The sequence below is a fragment of the Pedobacter sp. Leaf170 genome (assembly GCF_920984665.1).
Classification (GTDB): domain Bacteria; phylum Bacteroidota; class Bacteroidia; order Sphingobacteriales; family Sphingobacteriaceae; genus Pedobacter.
This window is the reverse complement of record NZ_CAKLBP010000005.1, coordinates 224,389-244,100: the sequence shown is the minus strand read 5'-3', so window position 1 is coordinate 244,100 and position 19,712 is coordinate 224,389. Positions and strand designations below refer to the sequence as shown.

The following is a 19,712-nucleotide window of genomic DNA, read 5'->3' as shown; positions in this document are numbered from 1 at the left end:
TTAGTTTTATTTACCCCAGCTGCCAGCAGGAAGTTCCGGACGAACAGCTAAGGCATCATTGATAATTTTCAATACTTTAGTTCTTTCTTCGCCTACAAGTGCTAAGCGGGGTGCTCTTACCGCTTCGGTGCCTAAACCTGTTGCAACCTCGGCTAATTTAATGTACTGAACTAATTTTGGGTGAATATCTAACTCTAATACAGGTAAAAACCAACGATAAATTGTTAACGCTTCGCTGATTCGGTTTTCTTTTATCAGATTGAAAATAGCTACCGTTTCTCTTGGAAAAGCATCTACCAAACCTGCAACCCATCCATGTGCACCCATTACAATACTTTCCATTGCAAGCGGATCTACGCCTGTAAATATCTTAAATCGATCACCAAATCTGTTTATCAATCGTGTTACGTTTGAAACATCTCTGGTAGATTCTTTTATCGCCTGAACGTTTGGATATTTCGCTAATGCTTCAAACATATCTAAAGTAACCTCAATTTTGTAATCTACCGGATTATTGTAAATCATAATTGGTAAATCTGTTGATTCTGCAATGGCACCAAAGAAAGCTAAAGTTTCATCTGCCGATGCATAATAGCGCATTGGCGGCAATAACATTAAACCTTGCGCCCCAAGAGATTCTGCCTTTTTAGCAGCCTCGATTGCTTTTTTAGTAGTTGACTCTGCAATGTTTAATAACACCGGCACGCGACCATTTACAACTTCTAAAGTATGTGATAGCAGGCCAAATTTCTCCTCATCCGTTAATACGCTAGCCTCTCCAAGAGAACCACCCAGGATAATCCCCTTAGCACCTGCTTCCAGTTGCGCTTCGATATTTAAATCAAATGCTGCAAAATCTAATTCATCGTTTGCTGTAAATTTGGTTGTTACCGCCGGAAAAACCCCTGTCCAATTTATTGCCATTTTTTAATTCTTTTATTAATAATAATTTTCTTTTTGATTGATTTTTTGATCCCGATTTGTTAAAGATGTTTCTCATCTATCTCAAGATTGTTTCAAAGTTATGCTATAGGCACAGCGCACAATTATTTTATTTTAACCGATACCAACTGTAAATATACCTTTTTAAGTTTGTAGGTTTTTATTGTGCTTTTGCCTGCAGATAATACATAAATTCGATTGCTGATTTTTCAAATAAAGCCGATTGCTTTAAACCAAGTTTAGTTTGTTTCCAATTTTTGCCCGGTATAATTTTTAAGGGTTGAACGCCATCTTTTTTAAGTACCAGAGGTAAATTAAACCCTTCTACACAGTTGGTGTAACGATATTTAACCACACCATTTTTAATAGAATACTCAAAAACAGGAATTTGAGTGGTTCTTAAATACTGGTCAAAAACTTTAGCATAAGAATAGCCTGCAAGCTTGGAAATGTATAACTCTACCTGTGCGCTGGTAACAGTTTTATGATAAAAATTTTTATTTAATCCCCGCAGGATAGACCTGAACAAATCATCGTTATTAAGGCTATGCCTGATGGCATGCAGCATATTTCCACCTTTTGGATACATATCTCCACTGCCTTGGGCATTTACGCCATAAACTGGAATAATCGGTTTATCATTTCTAATCCCTTTTCTTATTCCGTAGTTGTACTCATTCCCAGCCTGGATACCAAAATTATAATCAATAAATAAGGTTTCGCTGTAATTGGTAAAGCCTTCGTGTACCCACATGTCGGCCAAATCTTTGGTTGTAATATTATTTCCAAACCATTCGTGCCCACTCTCATGTATAATGATAAAATCATATTTTAGTCCCCAACCGTTGCCAGAAACATCTCGCCCTAAATAGCCAAATTTGTATTTATTTCCGTAAGATACCGCTGATTGATGTTCCATACCGGTATGCGATGCGTCGATTAACTGGTATCCATCTTCGTAAAATGGATAAGGCCCAAACCAATACTCAAAGCTTTTTAACATTTTGTGTACCTGATCTGGCATATAGGTTTTTGCTTTCTTAAGGTTATAATCCAGCACCCAATAATTCAAATCAAGCTTGCCTTTTTCGCCCGAATAAGTTTCTTTAAAGTTGACATATTTACCAATGTAAGGAATAAGGCAGTAATTACTAATCGGATTAACCACATTATACTTGTAGGTTACCGTACCGTTGTTGTTGTCCTTTTTAAAAACCAATCTTCCATTACCAATACCAACAAGTGTATCGGGTATGGTCATTGTTAAAGATGCGCCTAAATCCGGTTCATCACTTTGATGATCTTTATTGGGATACCAAACTGAAGCACCCAATCCCTGGCAAGCAACCGTCATCCAAGGCCTGGAAAGCGAATCGGTTGTAAAAATAAAGCCACCATCCCATGGCGCCCGTTTAGCCTGATGTACCAAGCCGTGGTAATAAATTTTTACCCGGTTTATTGCTGCTGTTTTTTGTGCAGGAACTCTTGCATACCACACGGAGCCTGAATGTTCAAATTGAAGCTTAACTTTGTTATTGTATAAAATACTGTCGATTAAAAGCGGTTCCTGCAAATCAATCTGCATACGCAGTTTACCATCATTTTCTTTTACAACTTTATAAACAATTTCGTTATTACCAGCTATGCTTTTACCATTAAAATCGGGTGTAAAAGCCAGTTCATAGCGCTGAACATCCCACCAGGTACGTTCAGGCGCTAAACTGCCTCTTAATGTATCTGCCAATGTATATTTATTCGTTTCTTGAGCATATAAACTGATATTCAAAAGGGCAAGACAGGAAAAAAGGATTAAACGAATCATAATACTCTGAAGGATTATATAAAAGCTTTTACATTTAATTTTTAAAATTAATTAGCATCCCACCATAAGCGGTCGGTAGTTTTGGCTCTCTGCTGAGGTTGCGGGTTAGCCGTAATCTCAGAGTTAGGATACAAAACCCTTCTCGGGATTTCACTTATTGCATTTTTAACTTTTGTAATCACCGGAAAGCCTGTACGACGCCAATCGGTAAAATTTTCTGCATTTAAAAAGTTTGAAATTGCTTTCTCTTCCATAATTAATCTTAATGCATTAGAGCTACTCAAAGTTCCTCTAGCCGTCAAATAGGTATTAACTTCTGCAGTTGCTACCCCAAGTTTTTCCATGTGTTTTCTAACAGCATCTTGATAAATGGGTTGTGCTGCTGCAGCTCCAGAAATAATATTTGTAGCTTCTGCTTTTAAAAATAATGCTTCTGTATAATTTACCAAATAATTATTTGCATTTGCGCCGGCATAAAAAGAAGCAGGAATGGAGTAAGATTGCAGACTTCCAATTTCATCTAAACCAATTTCGCGTCCGGTATATAAGCCGGTTTGAACAGCTGGAGCAATCATTTTGCTCAAACGTGGATCGTTTCTCGTTTTAAATCCTTCTACAAATGTATTGGCAAGCACCAATGTACTGGCCGGTAAAAAGTTCTGTTGCCAAGGGTTTTCTGCACCAGCAGCACCACTAAAAGCAACTTTACAATCATCTGCATTACTTTGCATACCATTATTTAATGCCGTTAACACCAATTGAGCTTGCGCAGCAGCTGTTGAACCAGGCGCTTTGCTTAAATGCATGTAATATCTCGCTTTTAGCGTATAAGCCAGCTTTTTCCATTTAGCCATATCACCAGCATACATAAAATCATCAGCACCAGGGCTTAAACCAGCGTTTTTATTGGCATCTTCAATACCCTGATCCAATAACTGCTGTATTTGAGCATAAATTTGCTGTTGTGTATCATAAACCGGCGTAGTATTTTCTGTGCCTTTGAAAGCCTGGCTGTAAGGAATATCGCCCCATGCATCTGTAGCATAACCCAAACAATAAGCGGTAAGTATTTTAGCAATAGCGCCATATTTAGTGTTGCCATTTGCCGATGCTTTTTTGTTTAATAAGATTAGATTATTTAAAGTTCTAACGTAAACATTGTTCCAGTCGCCATCCATATCTACATTGTACATGAGGTATGTACCCTGATTTGGTGCAACCTGATTTAAGGCAATAACCTGAAGGTATTGTTGCAGAATAATACTAAGGCTGGCGTCTCCTGAAGCATTGATATTCTGAGATATCAGCATTTGAACAGGTGGCAAAATCAAAGATTCCTTTACATCTATCGGCCTGTTTGGATCTGTATTTACATCAATATATTTTTTACACGAGGTAAGTGATACCATGTATAAAACTGCGATAACAAAATATATCTTTTTCATAATTTTTCTTTCTAATTGATAATTGATTATAATGTTAACTTCAATGTAAAATCGATGGATCTGGAAGTTGGTGTAGAGAAAGAATAAATTCCCTGTGAACCATTTGAAGAACCAAATGAACTTACCTCTGGGTCGCCTCCGGTAAAATGTGGAGCATAGATCCATAAATTTCTACCCGTAACATTTAGTGATATGTTTTTAAAACCAGTTTTTTTAATCCAATCTGGCTTAAAACTATAACCAATACTTGCATTACGTAATTTTACATAAGTACCATCCTGGATAACAGATTCTAAAACACTATTGGCACGCTGATAGTAAGCCTGGCCGGTAACTGATACGTTATTCGGCTGTCCTGTATTTACATTTACCCCTTCTACAACTCTTGGATCGCGGTCTTCAGTAACTTTTGGCGTTCCGTAAAAATAGCCATATCCATCTACGTTGTTTTGAATGTCGCCGCCTTTCTTCATATCAAAAGCAAAGCTGAAGCTAAACTGTTTGTACTTAAAATTATTGACAATTCCAGCCATAAAATCTGGATTGATATTACCAATAATCCCTTGCTCATCTGCCTGAAATGGCAAACCATCATCACCAATTAATAATTTTCCTTCAGCATTTCGGGCATATTTTGTTCCATAAATAACGCCATACGGCTGATTTAAAAAGATAAAGGTGAAACCGTTGCCTACCTGATTTAAATCTTTGTAAATGGATAATACTTTGTTTCTGATTCTGCTAAAGTTGAATGTTAAATCCCAGTTAAAATTTTCTGTTTTAACCGGGTTAGCATTTAATAATACTTCTATACCCCTATTGCGCATAGATGCAGAGTTAACGCTGGTAGAGTTATAACCCGTAGATGGTGCCAGCGCAACAAATGGAATAATGCCGCTTGTAGTTTTCTTATCGAAATAAGTTACTTCAAGGCTTAAACGATTTTTGAAAAAACCTGTTTCTAAACCTACCTCAAACTCATTAATTCTTTCATTTTTCAAAGTTGGGTCGCTTAATGTACCGCTAATTAAGAAACCAGATTGCCCTTGAAAAGGAAAAGCAATATTTCTGATGGTTTGCGATTCGTAAGGTGTAAGTAAACTGTATGGACCAATACTAGCATTTCCAACTGTACTGTACGATAATCTTAATTTACCGAAATTCATTACATCAGATAATCCTTTAGAAAAGAAATTAGAAAAGATGAAACTTGTAGCAGCCGAACCATAAGGATAAAAACTATTCCCTTTGGCTAATACCGAAGTACCATCGTATCTTCCTGTTAAGGATAAAATAATAAACCTTTTATAATCGATATTAGATTGAAGGTAGAAGCCTATCTTTCTGGTGAGGTAGCTATTTTCGCTAAATTTAACTGTAGAAGCACTACTGATATTATTGAAATCGGGAACGGTAATCCCCAAACCATTTGCATAAGAATTTTGACTGTAGGTAGAGATAAGGTTATTTCCTAAAATAGCATCTAAATTAAAATCGCCAACTGTTTTAGAGGCACTCACAATTAAATCATTATTGTACTGTCTGAAGTTGGTATTATTATTAACAATTCTACCGTTTGGGTTAGAAACAGAACCTAAAGATTCTATATACTTACCTTGTTCTACATAAACATCAGCACCAAAACGCTCTATAACTGTTAGCCAAGGCAATACCTTGTATTCCGCATTAAAAGTTGGTAAAAATCGGTTCACAATCGAAGTGTTTTTGATGTTATCCAAAACCCAATATGGATTATTTCTCGAGAAACGATAAAGGCGCTGAGTGCCATCAGGGTTGGTAGATGGACGCAAATCATAAGACACCGGTGCAGAAAAGATAGTCCATACCGGGCTCTCTAAAGCATAACCTTCTGGTTGCCTGTTATTTTTAGTGTTGGCATAATTTAAAGAGAAAGTAATATTTAAATCTTTTACAACCTGTGTAGAAAATTTTCCAAAAACGGTATTTCTATCAAATGAAGTTGATGGAACTGTTCCCTCTTGTGTAAGGTTTGTGTACGATAAATAATAAGAACTATACGTTCCGCCGCCGTTTAAAGCAATCGAGTTGGTGTAGGTTTTACCTGTTTTAAAGAACAAATCAGATTGATCATAAACTTGTGCAGGCTGTCCGTTAATTTTTAAGGTATCCATTCTGGCGCCCCACGAAGTACTTGTTTTTCTGGTTTCACCATCAAAATATACCCCGTTAGAGCCCAAAGAATATTTATTTTGAATTTCAGGAATCAGCGGATTTTCAAAAGAAAAGGAAGAGGTTAAATTTATGCTTGGTTTTTTATTTAATGCGCCGGCTTTTGTGGTGATGATAATTACACCTTTTGCACCATCAGAACCATATAATGCGGTTGCTGCACCACCTTTTAAAACGTTAATGCTTTCAATAATATTCGGATCTAAATCGGCAATACGATTGGTACCAGGCCCAGAATTTAAGTTACCGGTTTCATCATTATTTACCGGAATACCATCAACAACCATTAAAGCTTCATTATTTCCATAAAGCGAATTGGCACCCCGAATCACAATTCTTGATGAGCTACCAGGTGTACCAGATGAACTGGTAATTTGCACCCCCGAAACTTTACCTGCTAAAGCATTTACCAAATTGGGTTCTTTGGTTTGCGTAAGCTGGTCGCCTTTAACTTCCTGAGAACTATAAGTTAAATTTCGTTTTTCACGTTTTACGCCTAAGGCCGTAACCACAATCTCGTTCAGGTCTTTTTGGTCATCCATCAAAACAACAGTAATATTATTTTGACCTGTGTAGGCTACCTCTTTAGTTTGATAGCCAATACCACTAAAAATAAAGGTGGCCGGATTCGATGTTTTCAGCGTAAACCTTCCTTCGCTATTGGTGGAAGTTCCGCTGTTGCTACCTTTAATTTTAACCGAAATACCAGGTATAGCCATACCCGATTGATCATTTACTTTACCGTTTAACATTTCTGTTTGTGCAGAGGCCGAAGCCAACATCAAACAAAAAACAACAATAACGGTTAAAGCAGATTTTAATTTAGTAATCATCTTAATTAGTTTGTTTGTTCAATTCAAATTTAACTTCCATTAAATGAATGCCTTAAGATGATCTTAGCTACTTGTAACCGAATATTAACAGAATATTTACAATTAGCTAACACCATTCGTTTTTAAGTTAACTACTTATAAAATAAGGATTTAGCAGCTGATTATTTTTTGCATAACTTACACTAAACTTGGTTTCTCCATTCACAAAAATGCCCCCAAATAAGTGTTTAACTTGTTGGGGGCATTTTAGTGTGCGAGGCTTCTAAAAAGTTTATACTATCCTATTTCTTAATTATCACATCTGTAGTACCATTTGGCGAAAGCTGAATTACCAAAGCGCCACGATCTGGTTTACCCGATGTTTTTATTTGGTAAACGCCAGTTCCTGTTGGTTTGGCTGGTTGATCAATTCTGAGTACAGCCTCGGGCGTAAAATCATCTGCTTTTTGCAGTTTTAACAAAACATCACCATTGGAAATATTGAACGTTACCGATTCTATTTTACCAGCATCTAAAGTTACCCACAAGCCTATTGGTGCAAGGTAGACTGCAGATTTTGCGGCAGTAGTTAATGTTACGTTTACCACATCACCTTTGGTTTGTAAATTACCGCCGAAAGCCAGCCAGCCAAATTCTTTGTGTTTTAATATATAAGATGAAGTATTAACTGCGTACCCAAAAAATCCTGACCCATAATCGCCTGTAATACCATCATTTTTTAATGTAGAAGGATAAGCATGAAAAGCTGCAGGTGCAAATCCATCTTTGGTAATGTTAGAAATGGAACCCATCAAACCACCGTAACCGGTGCGAAGTAAGTAGAAATTATCGGGGGTTTTTCTGTAATCCATCAACACCGGAATCGCATTCAATGCCGATCCGTAATGATGAATCATACGTTCTACACGTTGTAATTTCCCGCCATAGAGGAAATCCCAATAGCGGCGGGCATTTCCATTGTAAGCCCAATGAGGTAAAACAGGCATATAAGCCAAAATCGCATCTAGTGTAACTTTTGCTTTATCATCATAACCAAAATAATTAGACCACACATAAACTTCTTCCTGCCCGGTAGAATCCCAAGGCATTTCGCTACCAAAAGGATATTGTAAAGTACGCCAATGGTTAGCACGGTTTCGCATTGCGGTTTCAAGTTCGGTTGCCTGTTGCGACAGACCTTCATTTTTTAAATCTCTCAAAATCAGATAAAAAACGGTTCCTTCCATTTGCCCAAACTGCGCATAATAAGGCGCAATAGTTACCATCGCCATACCCGTTTGTGCCGCATCAATTAAGTGTTGTTTCCAGGTAGATTGTGCTACCAAACCTTTATAATTTCTAGCCAGGCGATACAACATCCAGTGTGCCGCAGCAACATGTGGGTAGTTGTATGATCTACCCAGGTTATCTGCTTCTTTTTTAGGCCAAGCCGACCAGGTTTTAAAATTAATATCCTTAGCATAAGTATTTTTTGGCAATGAATCTGGCGCATAGTAAAAAAGACTCTTTCTAACACCATACTTATTTGGTCCGTCCTTTATTTGTATTCTGCCAAACATTACCGTATCTACAAATTTTTGAAGCTTGTCTATCTCCGTCTTCTCCGGCTGCACCAATTGCTTCATAATGGCGCCAAGCCATGAACCTGCCCCACCTTCATCACTTAAGCCTGCAATCCAGGCCCGGTTATCTTGCGCCACTTGTTGCTGCTTTTCGTAATCATAAGTTATAACCGATGGAGAACGATGAAAAATATTATCAGGCTGATTAAACCACTGTTTTGTGGTCAGGAAATTCCCATAACTGGCAATAACTTCACTTTCTGGTGCAATAATTTTATAATTAATCGTTTGTTCCAAACCATCATCATAGGTTACAGTCAATTTTGCCCTACCCCAAATTTTACCTTTTACTTCATAATTTTTCCAACCACCCTTTGTTAATGGCAAGGCATTAAAAGTTAAAGCGCCTTCGGGGTAACAATTAATTGATTTAATTTTTTTAGGGTAATTGATGAATAATTTTGAATCAACATTTTGGGCTAGCACATAACCCGGAACCGATATCGCTACAGGTTTTTTATTTTCAATTAAGGTGTTTTCTGTTTCTTCGGCTTTGCCGGATAAAATAAACTGTAAGGCGTAAGTTTTAACTTCGCCCGGCTTAATGATTATTGAAGTAGGGTTGTTCCATGGTTCAGCTGTTTTCCATTCGTTTTCTGCATAAGCTTTGCTGTGTATCATCCACTCGTAAAATCCTTCAAAAGCAATTCCTCTTGGTGTTTTATCATCATTTAAAGGGTTGTAAGCCTCGAAAGGAGCTTTGCCCAATGGCGCAACAATTAACGATGGTGCTTGACCGCTTAATCGGGTTACCTGCAAATAGCCGGCATCGTTACCAATGTATGGATCGTAAAATACATTTTTAGCATGCGTTTGTTCTAATGTTCTTCCTTCTAAAATGTTATCAAAAATCATCGGAATACCCAATGCTCCAATTTCGATATTGGTATTGGTTTTATTTTTTAGCGTAAACTTTAGCGAAAGTTTCCCGTTAACCATTTCCCAAGAGCGGATAATCTGTAAAGGAATATCTGAGGGCAGCGTTGATGATAAATCTGCGGCAGCTAAAACCTTTCCTTTAACCGCAATGGCATTAACAGGCATTCGCCTGGTTGCTGTACTATAGCTTTTCCACGATTCAGTACCAACATTGCGAATTCTTAAATTGATATCGCCCAAATGGTAAAGGCCATCAGAACTTCTAACTTTTAAACTATCACTTGGAACAAAATCGAAATCTTTTACATTTTTTGGCTTTAAGCCGGCAACAGTTTGTGATGATTTTACCAATCTTAAATTAAAGGCGCCAGCATCAAATTCTACAAAACCATCAGATAAATTTAATGTTGATGGTTTTTTTGAAAGATTAACCCACGGAGATTGCGCCATGGAAGCAAAAACTGATACGATTATTAAAAAGGTAAGTAAATATGCCTTTGGCACACCGGTATGTATATTCATCATTATTTTTGGATAACCAATATTCAATTTTATATAACCAAAAATATATTATAATAAACGAAGGTTGACATGAGAAGCAGATTTAGGCAAAATCAGTAAATAATCTGCTTAATTATGGTCAGTTTAAAATGGTAATTACGGGATACGGTTAAATTTAAATCTGAAACTTGAATTATTTCATTTTAAAAAATCATCAGTAAACCATTTGCCAGATGTAAGTTATTTAAAATTTAATCTACTAAAAGCAGTTAAATTCAGGCTGATAACTTTTACATAATCCCTGTAATCAACAAATGTAATTTGTTAATATCTTGCGGTTATCAGCTAAAAAGGATGCATGTTGAGCTCAATGTTCTTTATAGCTTTATCTTTCTAAACGAATGGCATAAAATTTTCCATACAGCATATCTGTAAATTTCTTCGTTTTAAAACTACTTAGATATCTATCAATTAATAAAAAAATGAGCAAAATAGCAACATCAAAAATCAGAAGCAGAATACATTGGTTAGCAACTTTTGTATTTGCACTTTTTTCGTTTTTTAATACTGCCTTTGCGCAAAGTGGCGACCAAATATTAGATGGTATTGGAGAAACCGGATTAAGCGCCCGATACATTTTTGATGGCAATTTAAAAGATTGGTCGAGAAATAATCTACATGGAACATCGCTATCTAACGAGGTAAAATTTGTTAACGATACGCGTTTTGGAAAAGTGCTTTCACTTTCTGGTGAAGCTAATTCTTTTATTAATTTACCAGATGCTGTTTTAAAGGAGATGGAGTCGATAAGCCTATCGGGATGGGTTTTTCTACGTTCAAATCAGGCAAATCAAGCTGTGTTTGACTTTGGTGTGAATAACAGCAAGCACTTTTACATGCTTAACGCCCGAAGCAACCAGCCTGAAGGTTTAACCGCAACCATTGTTTCTGCCAAGAATCAAATAAATGCTATATCATCTCCAATAGAGCTGAATAAGTGGGTTCATTTAGCCGTGGTGATTGATATTCCTTCAAAAACTTTAATTACTTACATAAACGGAAAGCCATCAGGGGAAGTGGCTCATGCAATATCAGATTTATCTGAAATATTTGCCTCGCCACAATCGAAAGATAAAAACAGACTTTATATCGGCAAATCTTTTGTTCAAGGAAATCCACACCTTAATGCCAATTTACATGACTTTAGAATTTACCGGGTAGCTTTAAACAGCAAACAAGTTGCAGGCATTTTTAAAAACGCAGATAGAGGTGGCAATGGTCTGGTAAATACCAATACCAAGCCTGAAGACGATCTCCCGAAATTTGCAGCCAATCTTCCTCAATTTTACAATGGATCTTTAGTAAGTGTGCCTGATATTACCATAAAAACTGCCGTTGGCTCGTTACCACGGTTACCAGCCTTTATTGATGCAGTTTATAAAAACAATACTATCGGACCAAAAGTGAGGGTTATCTGGCCAGCACCAACAGATAATTCTTCAGTTTTAAAACCAGGAACTTATAGTGTAACAGGCGATATCCCTGGCACCAGTTTCAAACCAAAAGCCACAGTAATTATTGAACCGTCCTCATCAAAAATCGCTCCTGAGCAGAAACTATCTGGTTTTAAACTTAATCAGGTTTCGTTAAAAACAGATGCTGATGGCAATCAAACAAAATTTATAGAAAACAGAGATAAATTTATTAAAAGGCTTTCTAAAACTGATCCAAACTCGTTTTTATATATGTTTAGACATGCCTTTGGACAAAAGCAACCTTCGGGAACAAAGCCCTTAGGCGTTTGGGATACAGAAGATACTAAGTTACGAGGTCATGCTACCGGACATTACCTTTCTGCAATTGCTCAGGCTTATGCCGGGACAGGATATGATAAGACATTACATCAAAATTTTGCTGATAAAATGAACTATATGGTGAATACTCTATACGATTTATCGCAGCGCTCCGGAAAGCCTCAAAAAGCAGGCGGAACTTTTAACGCCGACCCAACAAAAGTACCGGTTGGAGCCGGCAAAGCTGATTTTGATTCTGATTTAGCTACCGGAAGTATACGCAACGATTATTGGAATTGGGGAACCGGTTTTATTAGTGCTTATCCGCCAGACCAATTTATTATGCTGGAAAAAGGTGCTAAATACGGCGGTCAGAAAAATCAGGTATGGGCCCCCTATTACACATTACACAAAATTTTGGCAGGCTTAATAGATGTTTACGAAGTAAGTGGAAATAAAAAAGCATTGGCAATTGCCACAAACATGGGCGATTGGGTATTTGCAAGATTAAATAACCTGCCTCAGGAAACGCTTATTAAAATGTGGAATACTTACATAGCCGGCGAATATGGAGGTATGAATGAATCAATGGCCAGACTTTATAAAATCACCAAGAAGACAGAATATTTAAAAACTGCACAACTGTTCGATAATATCAAAGTTTTTTATGGTGATGCATCCCATACACATGGCCTGGCAAAAAATGTTGATCTTTTCCGCGGCCTTCATGCTAACCAGCACATCCCTCAAATTGTTGGGAGTATAGAGATGTATCAGGCTTCTAAAAATCCTGAATATTATAACATAGCTGATAATTTTTGGCATAAAATGATTAGCGATTACATGTATAGCATTGGTGGTGTAGCGGGTGCACGCAATCCGGCCAATGCCGAGTGCTTTGTAGCCCAACCCTCAACACTTTATGAAAATGGTTTTTCTGAAGGCGGACAAAATGAAACTTGCGCCACTTATAATATGCTTAAGTTAACAAGTGATTTATTTATGTACGACCAGCGAACCGAATTAATGGACTATTACGAACGTGGTTTATATAATCACATTTTGGCATCTGTAGCAGAAAATAGTCCTGCAAATACCTACCATGTACCACTAAGACCAGGTTCTGTAAAACAGTTTGGAAATGAAGACATGACCGGTTTTACGTGTTGTAACGGTACCGCTATTGAGAGTAGCACAAAACTCCAAAATTCAATTTACTTTAAAAGCAAAGATAACAAAGCACTTTATGTAAACCTCTACATCCCATCCGTGTTGGATTGGACTGAGCAAAAAGTACGCATTGAGCAAACGACAGATTTTCCAAAAGAAGACCAAACGAAATTAACAGTAAGAGGCAATGGAAAATTTGAAATTCATGTTCGTGTACCGGGATGGGCTACCAAAGGTTTTCTGGTAAAAATAAACGGAGTTGCACAAAAGGTAAATGTAACACCTGGTTCTTACCTCGCACTTAACCGCAGTTGGAAAGATGGAGATACCATTGAATTAAAAATGCCGTTTACCTTTCATTTAGACCCGGTGATGGACCAGCAAAATATTGCAAGTTTATTTTATGGTCCCATTTTGCTTGCAGCTCAGGAGCCCGAAGCCAGAAAAGATTGGCGCAAAATAACTTTTAACGCAAACGATATAGGTAAAAGCATAAAAGGCAACCCAAAAGAACTAAATTTTACCATCGACGATGTGGTTTTTAAACCCTTTTACAATACTTATGGCAGGCATTCGGTTTATCTGGATGTAACCTTGAAATAGTTGAGACTAGCTGTACATGGTAAAAATTTGCCATCATTAAGTTAAATGCATAGCAAAAGGCCATTCCAAAGGAATGCACTGCCTCCAAAAAGTTATACACAATATGGAGGCATTTTTTTTTAAAAATAATAATCAAAAAATAGCATTTAAACAAGAATAGCCTATTTAAAATATTTATCTATGATCATTATGTTATCAGTTCATTTTATCCTTGTGTAGAAAATTAAAATTTCAGTTCGGCCGACCCAAATAGATGTTTATAACGTTGACAATAAACCAAAGCATATTTATAGTCTTTGGCAATTGTACCAGCAGGTATTGTGTAAAGTTGATTTCCGCTTACTGATTTAAGATCGCCAAGATAAATAAAATCAACAGGGTTGATATCCTTACTTAAATACACTTTCAAATCTGGACCATTAGTGCTAGAGAAATCTTCAAAAGCCAACTTTAGCACTTCTGCTTCCATGTATACTTTGGCCAACCCAGTAACCATACCGTAAGGTCCGTTTGTAAAGTTTCCACCTGCCTTAACAAAAGCTGCAGCGCTTACCTTTTCATCCAAAACCTCAGTTGGCGTATTTTCTTTTTTACAGCCGCAAAACAGCAATAAAATTATCAATAAAAAAATCGAATTTTTCATACTCTTTTAAATTATGGTGATTGTTTTTTTAGGCGTAAAAACTTGCTTAAACAACTTGTAAGTTTGGATTGAGGCGGTAAGTATTAGCGTAAAGCCAACAATCCAATTAAGAATATATTGATTGGCTTCAAAGAAATCTATGAACAGGTTACCCGTAAAGCCATAAAGCGCAAATGAAGTGCTTGTTCCTAAAGCAATAGAAAAGATATATACACAATAACCGAATCTACTTTTAACAAATACATTTTTGTTTCTCAGCACAGCTGTCCAGCCCATCCAAAAAGGAAGATGCAGTGGGTTTAAAAAACTCAATAAGATTCCAGCCCAAAATGGATAATGGCTGCTGAATGGGATAACATCTTTCAGTTTCTCCATTTGAAATGCTGCAATGAAACTTGAAATTGCCAGAACAAACAGCACAACACACATAACTAGGTTAAGAAAAGTCAGCACTTTTTTAAGTTTGCCCAGTTTATCTAAAATGAGGATGGCAAACCATACTATTAACATTTCCATTACTATTGCCCCTATTCCAAAAGCAATTGCATCTGCAACACGATGTTTCAAAATTAATCCAACAACGCTTAAGTTTAGCGTTCCTACCGGGATAGACCCTATAAGACTAATGAACAAACCGGCGGAAAATATTTTTAGGTATTTCACAACTATGCAATTAATTTAACATACTCACTGTTTTTCCTAATCAACTCCATTCCTTCTGCATACCCCATTAGTGTAAGTTTGTTATTTTTTTTGTTTACCATACTAATTTGGTAAAGAATGTTCCAATGCCTGATGAGTTCTTTCCATGCAAACCAGATCGAGTGTTTGGGGTCATATATATGCGTTGGTTCACTGCCTGCACCATTCAGTTCGATAACCACAAAATTCTTTCCTTCGCAAAGCTCTTCCCATGTGTTGTATTTGATATCCAAACGACCGAAATAAAATTCTGGAATTTGCATACAAAATTTGTCAATGGCCATCATTAACTTGGTATTTATGCGGTGGCTTAAATCCAAAAATAAAGCTCCCCTGCAATGGTTGCCATAAGGATTAAGCACTCGGCTTTCTCCAACTTTAAGTATATGATGAATAGACTCTCCCATTACATCTGTTAATTCATTAAGTTGAAACAGGTAACGGTCGATTTTAATAACAAGATCGCGGATGGTAGATACACCATCACCAATAACTTCCATAAATTCTTTACCAACTACACCAGAAATTTTTCCTGTTTTTTCTCCTGGTATTCGGTAGTAAAAAATACCGGCTTCATTTGGATAGTTAATGTATTCTTGCAGAAGGAAATCTGTAAATATCTGGTTGGAATAGGTAGCCAATTCTTCTTTGTTAGTAATTAGCTTAACCTGTATTCCTCTCTGTCCAACATCTGGCTTCGCGATAACAGGAAATTGAAGTTCCCCATTTTTCATCAATTCCATTAATTCATCTTCGCTTGTACCAACTTTAGCAAATACGGTACTTGGATAGCTGCCTTTGGGCAGGGTTTGATAGATCAAACTTTTACGTTCCATGGCAAAACCCGCATTTTCGATTTTTGGATTGGAAGCACTAAAAAAGAACAATGATTTCGCCTTAATACCCAAATAAATCCAATAGCCAAAAATGGGAAGGTAAATCACCTCCATAGGCCAGTACTCCCAATTCGTGAGCTTAATATAAAACTTCCGTAATATTATGAGTTGTTTCACTTTGCAAATCGTTATAGGTCATCGACAATTTTTCTTTAGTTAATGCTAAGCAGGTTATACTAACTGTTTTTACCATTTCCCGGTTTATAATCAGCCCTTCACTGCTCTCTTTTCCTGAAAAATGATGAAAATCAATAATTTCATTTTGTAGTGGAAATGGCTTCGTTGATCGCCATTCTTCGAACCAAACTGTCTTTTTTCTTGAAATATCTTGTTCATAAAGCGTAACTGAAGACCATATAGCTGCCATTTGCGGGTTAAGGCTTTTAACATGCTTTATCACGCCATCCCATCGAAGCTCCGTTAATGATTGGCGGCTGCAGACAATGAGCGTAAAAGGTTCAATTCCTTCTAAATTCATATCCGTCAATGCGGCGGTGGTATGCTCTGTATTAATCACATCCATCAGTACCAGTCCTCTGCTTTTTTGGTATACAGGCTCACTTTTATGCTTAATGAAGGCGCCGTTCAGTAGCACCGCAGCAACTCCATTTGTGTTGATTGCTATCCATGTTCCTTTTCCATCTGGATCTTTCGGATAGATAACTTTATAATTTCCATTATCGTAAGCAGCCGGATAAATTGCCTTTGACCTTGTTTTCTTTTCGTCCCTGTTTGAAGTAAGAAAAAATCCGTCAGCTGTTGGAATATAGCTTACTGTGCACATATTGCCTTAAATTTTAAAGTAGAAAAAGCGACGCCAAACTGTGCTGGTAGTTCTATAGTTGAAACTTCCTTTATTCCAATCCTGATAAGTGCCATGTGATGTACGGTATGCTCCAGATTGTACATTAGTTCACGAAAGTAATTTGTGGCAATGTCAGTATCCGAAATTTCTTCTATCAAACAATCTGAACACTCGAAATCTGCTTTCAATATTAAATTTTTATTAGGCTTAGACAGATTTGAAGCAATAAAGTGTAACTGCTCAAGCGCATAATTATTATCTGATTCGATGCTATGGCTCCTTTTACGCTGGTCGTAATCAACAATTCCCTTATCGTAGCCATTATTCAATTCGATAAAAAACTCTATTATATGACGGGTATGCTGACCGATACTCGAATTGGAAAGCACATCAATGGCACAGGTAAACTCCTCTGTACTTAGTTCTTCCAATACTTTTCCAAGCTGTGCAAAAAGGCTTTCTATTGACTGCTGTAACTTCATAATCGTACAAATGAGTTAGATAACTGGTTTCTGTTAACATATACCAAAAAGGTACTGACAAGAAATACCGCACATGCTAAAATGAACAGCTCTCCACCATCATTCGCTACTACAATACCAAGTTTGGTAAAGTGCGAAAAGATAGCGCCACCCATTGTGCCCATTGCCAGGCATGCACCATAAATAGTTTTTCTGGGAATTAGAATTAAGATGGAGGCAATCAATTCGATTATTCCCGTCCCAATTCTTCCCCAATGTTCTATACCGAGTTTACTGAAAATGAATACAGATTCTGCCGAGGCTGTAAATTTGAAATAAAGGGTTTGTAAGAGGATTACTGCAACAAAAAGGCGAAGAATCCAAAATATTATTTTTTTAGTTTTCATAAAATAAATTAGATTACATTAAACTAAACCTGGTGCCTACACAATAGGTAAATCCTTGCAAACGGTATGTTTGTACATGTAGCGGTGAAGTAAAATAGGTAGCCTCAACATAAATAGTTTGCAGCAGTGACGACTTTGTCATGTAAGACAGCCTACTCCCAACTTTTCCAAAAACAGTGTTATTAAAAACAATATTTTGCCTGGTTACCAAAGCAGATGTATTGTTGGTTACCCTTGGTTCACCAAAGCGTTGAAATCCAGGCCCCGCATATAAGTCCAAGCTAAATTTAGAAGGCAAAAATTTAATGGAATAACCGCCGCTAACACCAATCTGAAATAAGGAACTGTTAGCGTCTTCAAACAGATAGTTATTAGCATTATCACGAATAATTTGATTGTAACCGATAGAATTTAGGCTCACATCTCCCTGCAAAAACCAGTTCTTTTTTAACTTCAGCTCAATACCCGAATTAAAAGTAATTGAAGGCTTTAGCACTTTTGATAATGAACCAGGCATGCTAATCAAGCCTACACCAGTTGTTACGGCAATTTTGGTAGTATCCTGTGCAAATAGCACATCACCCGATAACAATAAAAGGGCAAAAATCAGTTTTCTCATTAGTTTTTATTTTTGATTGCCGGCCATTTCTCGTCTGCAGATTCGATCCGCTGCTTCTGATCTTTCATCCACATCTCCTTTACCTTGCCATTGTAATTGAAATAAAGTTTGTCGTTTACTATAGTCCAGGTATCCGTTTGTGTTGGCGCCTTATGGTCTTCTGAACAACCATACGCACAGTATCCACCATATTGAGGAGCATACTTTTCTGGATTTGCCTTAATGGCATTTTGGTTTTCCATACTTGAAAAAAGCCAGATTGCCTCCTTCCACTGATAGGAGAGTGAATCAGCACCCTTAATGGCTTTTGATTGGGTAAAAAATGCTACAGGATCATAACCCTTAATGGCTTTACCAGCTGGGGCGAATATTTCTGATTTTTGCGCATTAGCATTGAAAAATGTTAATAAAGCAAATGCGGCGACAAATAAAGTACGTTTCATAATGAGAATTTTTAAATAGGAATTTATTTATTTTAAGAATTTGGCCCAGTTTGCGTCTGCTTTTGCCTTAAGGCTCCTTTCATTCTTGTTCCAACTCTTTTTGGTATTGTTAAAGAATTTGTTGTAAAACAGATAGAGCTTTCCATCAAGAATTTTGAATGTTTCGGGATCTATTTCAACCTTTTCTCCGGTTTCGCCCATAGCGAAGGCACACCATCCGCCATATTGTGGTTCGTATTTGGCAGGATTTGCCTTAAAAAAATCTTTGTTCTGAATGGTAGAAAACCGATAGGTGACGCCATTGTGAGCTAACGTTAGTTCTTTTTTACCTTCAATAGCGGTTCCTGAAGAAAAATAAGCTACGGGATCATAGCCATCAATAGCTAAAGTAGACTTATCAATATTAAATTCCTTTTTACGCTCGCTAGCGTTTTGCGCAAATGTTGCATGAATGGTACTCACTGAAAGTGCCAGTAATAATAAAATGACTTTGTTCATTTCGATGTAATTGAGTTAAACTATACAAGTTTTTCCTCTTTGGTAGGTTAGAATGCCAATACCTTACAACGTATGCTGAAATTTTTAAAATTATTTTTTATCAAGCTCTCTTTCTATTGTTTTTTGCAGTTGTTTTTTAAAATCATCAGATAGTTTATAATCTGTATTATCACTGTTGATAAAAATATGCCTTGTCAGCTTTGTAATAAAAATACTTTGTTGCTCATAAAGTTTGCACACAACGCATCCTGTAAGATGGATTTTCAGCTCCATTTTCTCTCTCAAAGAAAGGGGCATCAGCTGTTTCTTCTCAATCAAGAATGTGGCTTGTTTGCAGTTGTAGGCTATCGCTTTTAGTTTATTCATCTCTATAATTATTACAACCAGTTTTTTTGTAAACAACTTCTCAAATTTAGT

At 36.9% G+C, this 19,712-nt stretch carries 16 protein-coding genes; 1 reads left to right on the top strand and 15 read right to left on the bottom strand.

Features of this window, described 5'->3' with window-relative positions; all coding sequences use genetic code 11:
* Positions 1-6: 6 nt before the first annotated feature.
* The 5 genes from LUA90_RS13680 to LUA90_RS13660 form a co-directional block, all read right to left on the bottom strand.
* Positions 7-924, bottom strand: a complete 918-nt coding sequence (locus LUA90_RS13680; RefSeq protein WP_231465395.1) for a dihydrodipicolinate synthase family protein — start codon at positions 922-924, stop codon at positions 7-9.
* A 178-nt stretch (positions 925-1,102) separates the two neighbouring features.
* Positions 1,103-2,728, bottom strand: coding sequence for a M1 family metallopeptidase (locus LUA90_RS13675; RefSeq protein WP_231465396.1), 1,626 nt, complete (start codon positions 2,726-2,728; stop codon positions 1,103-1,105).
* Positions 2,729-2,811: 83 nt separating this feature from the next.
* Complete coding sequence (locus LUA90_RS13670; RefSeq protein WP_231491261.1) at positions 2,812-4,209, bottom strand: SusD/RagB family nutrient-binding outer membrane lipoprotein; 1,398 nt, start codon at positions 4,207-4,209, stop codon at positions 2,812-2,814.
* 26 nt (positions 4,210-4,235) lie between these two features.
* Entirely contained in the window at positions 4,236-7,253 is a 3,018-nt protein-coding gene (locus LUA90_RS13665) for a SusC/RagA family TonB-linked outer membrane protein (protein ID WP_231491260.1), read from the bottom strand.
* A 281-nt stretch (positions 7,254-7,534) separates the two neighbouring features.
* Positions 7,535-10,279 carry a DUF5695 domain-containing protein gene (locus LUA90_RS13660; RefSeq protein WP_231491259.1) on the bottom strand — a complete coding sequence of 915 codons (2,745 nt, stop codon included), beginning with the start codon at positions 10,277-10,279 and terminating at the stop codon, positions 7,535-7,537.
* Between the two features lie 458 nt (positions 10,280-10,737).
* Between LUA90_RS13660 and LUA90_RS13655 the strand changes: the two genes are divergently transcribed.
* Positions 10,738-13,821 carry a beta-L-arabinofuranosidase domain-containing protein gene (locus LUA90_RS13655; RefSeq protein WP_231491258.1) on the top strand — a complete coding sequence of 1,028 codons (3,084 nt, stop codon included), beginning with the start codon at positions 10,738-10,740 and terminating at the stop codon, positions 13,819-13,821.
* 223 nt (positions 13,822-14,044) lie between these two features.
* Here LUA90_RS13655 and LUA90_RS13650 read toward each other — a convergent pair whose 3' ends face one another.
* From LUA90_RS13650 to LUA90_RS13605, 10 genes are all read right to left on the bottom strand, one after another.
* Positions 14,045-14,464 (bottom strand): DM13 domain-containing protein, encoded by a 420-nt coding sequence (locus tag LUA90_RS13650; protein WP_231465406.1) that lies wholly within the window; start codon positions 14,462-14,464, stop codon positions 14,045-14,047.
* Between the two features lie 6 nt (positions 14,465-14,470).
* Positions 14,471-15,127 (bottom strand): LysE family transporter, encoded by a 657-nt coding sequence (locus LUA90_RS13645; RefSeq protein WP_231465408.1) that lies wholly within the window; start codon positions 15,125-15,127, stop codon positions 14,471-14,473.
* 2 nt (positions 15,128-15,129) lie between these two features.
* Complete coding sequence (locus LUA90_RS13640) at positions 15,130-16,116, bottom strand: hypothetical protein (RefSeq protein ID WP_231491257.1); 987 nt, start codon at positions 16,114-16,116, stop codon at positions 15,130-15,132.
* Between the two features lie 25 nt (positions 16,117-16,141).
* Entirely contained in the window at positions 16,142-16,846 is a 705-nt protein-coding gene (locus tag LUA90_RS13635) for an NRDE family protein (protein ID WP_231465412.1), read from the bottom strand.
* The gene (locus tag LUA90_RS13630; RefSeq protein WP_231465414.1) at positions 16,834-17,349 is read right to left on the bottom strand and encodes a hypothetical protein; all 516 of its coding nucleotides are present in this window, start codon (positions 17,347-17,349) and stop codon (positions 16,834-16,836) included. The genes LUA90_RS13635 and LUA90_RS13630 overlap by 13 nt, the downstream gene beginning before the upstream one ends.
* A complete protein-coding gene (locus tag LUA90_RS13625; RefSeq protein ID WP_231491256.1) occupies positions 17,346-17,735 on the bottom strand; it encodes a DoxX family protein in 390 nt (129 codons plus the stop codon). Before LUA90_RS13625 ends, LUA90_RS13630 begins: the two co-directional genes overlap by 4 nt.
* Before the next feature lie 13 nt (positions 17,736-17,748).
* The gene (locus LUA90_RS13620; RefSeq protein WP_231491255.1) at positions 17,749-18,354 is read right to left on the bottom strand and encodes a hypothetical protein; all 606 of its coding nucleotides are present in this window, start codon (positions 18,352-18,354) and stop codon (positions 17,749-17,751) included.
* On the bottom strand, positions 18,354-18,797 hold the full coding sequence (locus tag LUA90_RS13615; protein WP_231465420.1) for a YHS domain-containing (seleno)protein: 444 nt from the start codon (positions 18,795-18,797) through the stop codon (positions 18,354-18,356). Before LUA90_RS13615 ends, LUA90_RS13620 begins: the two co-directional genes overlap by 1 nt.
* Before the next feature lie 27 nt (positions 18,798-18,824).
* Positions 18,825-19,295 (bottom strand): YHS domain-containing (seleno)protein, encoded by a 471-nt coding sequence (locus LUA90_RS13610; protein WP_231491254.1) that lies wholly within the window; start codon positions 19,293-19,295, stop codon positions 18,825-18,827.
* Between the two features lie 90 nt (positions 19,296-19,385).
* Positions 19,386-19,661, bottom strand: a complete 276-nt coding sequence (locus LUA90_RS13605) for a hypothetical protein (RefSeq protein WP_231465424.1) — start codon at positions 19,659-19,661, stop codon at positions 19,386-19,388.
* Positions 19,662-19,712 lie beyond the last annotated feature (51 nt).

Bases quoted from the DNA above. Each gene is read 5' to 3' on its own strand.
- LUA90_RS13680 (WP_231465395.1), bottom strand. From the start codon at position 924: ATGGCAATAAATTGGACAGGGGTTTTTCCGGCGGTAACAACCAAATTT.
- LUA90_RS13670 (WP_231491261.1), bottom strand. From the start codon at position 4,209: ATGAAAAAGATATATTTTGTTATCGCAGTTTTATACATGGTATCACTT.
- LUA90_RS13665 (WP_231491260.1), bottom strand. From the start codon at position 7,253: ATGATTACTAAATTAAAATCTGCTTTAACCGTTATTGTTGTTTTTTGT.
- LUA90_RS13660 (WP_231491259.1), bottom strand. From the start codon at position 10,279: ATGATGAATATACATACCGGTGTGCCAAAGGCATATTTACTTACCTTT.
- LUA90_RS13655 (WP_231491258.1), top strand. From the start codon at position 10,738: ATGAGCAAAATAGCAACATCAAAAATCAGAAGCAGAATACATTGGTTA.
- LUA90_RS13650 (WP_231465406.1), bottom strand. From the start codon at position 14,464: ATGAAAAATTCGATTTTTTTATTGATAATTTTATTGCTGTTTTGCGGC.
- LUA90_RS13640 (WP_231491257.1), bottom strand. From the start codon at position 16,116: ATGGAGGTGATTTACCTTCCCATTTTTGGCTATTGGATTTATTTGGGT.
- LUA90_RS13635 (WP_231465412.1), bottom strand. From the start codon at position 16,846: ATGTGCACAGTAAGCTATATTCCAACAGCTGACGGATTTTTTCTTACT.
- LUA90_RS13630 (WP_231465414.1), bottom strand. From the start codon at position 17,349: ATGAAGTTACAGCAGTCAATAGAAAGCCTTTTTGCACAGCTTGGAAAA.
- LUA90_RS13625 (WP_231491256.1), bottom strand. From the start codon at position 17,735: ATGAAAACTAAAAAAATAATATTTTGGATTCTTCGCCTTTTTGTTGCA.
- LUA90_RS13620 (WP_231491255.1), bottom strand. From the start codon at position 18,354: ATGAGAAAACTGATTTTTGCCCTTTTATTGTTATCGGGTGATGTGCTA.
- LUA90_RS13615 (WP_231465420.1), bottom strand. From the start codon at position 18,797: ATGAAACGTACTTTATTTGTCGCCGCATTTGCTTTATTAACATTTTTC.
- LUA90_RS13610 (WP_231491254.1), bottom strand. From the start codon at position 19,295: ATGAACAAAGTCATTTTATTATTACTGGCACTTTCAGTGAGTACCATT.
- LUA90_RS13605 (WP_231465424.1), bottom strand. From the start codon at position 19,661: ATGAATAAACTAAAAGCGATAGCCTACAACTGCAAACAAGCCACATTC.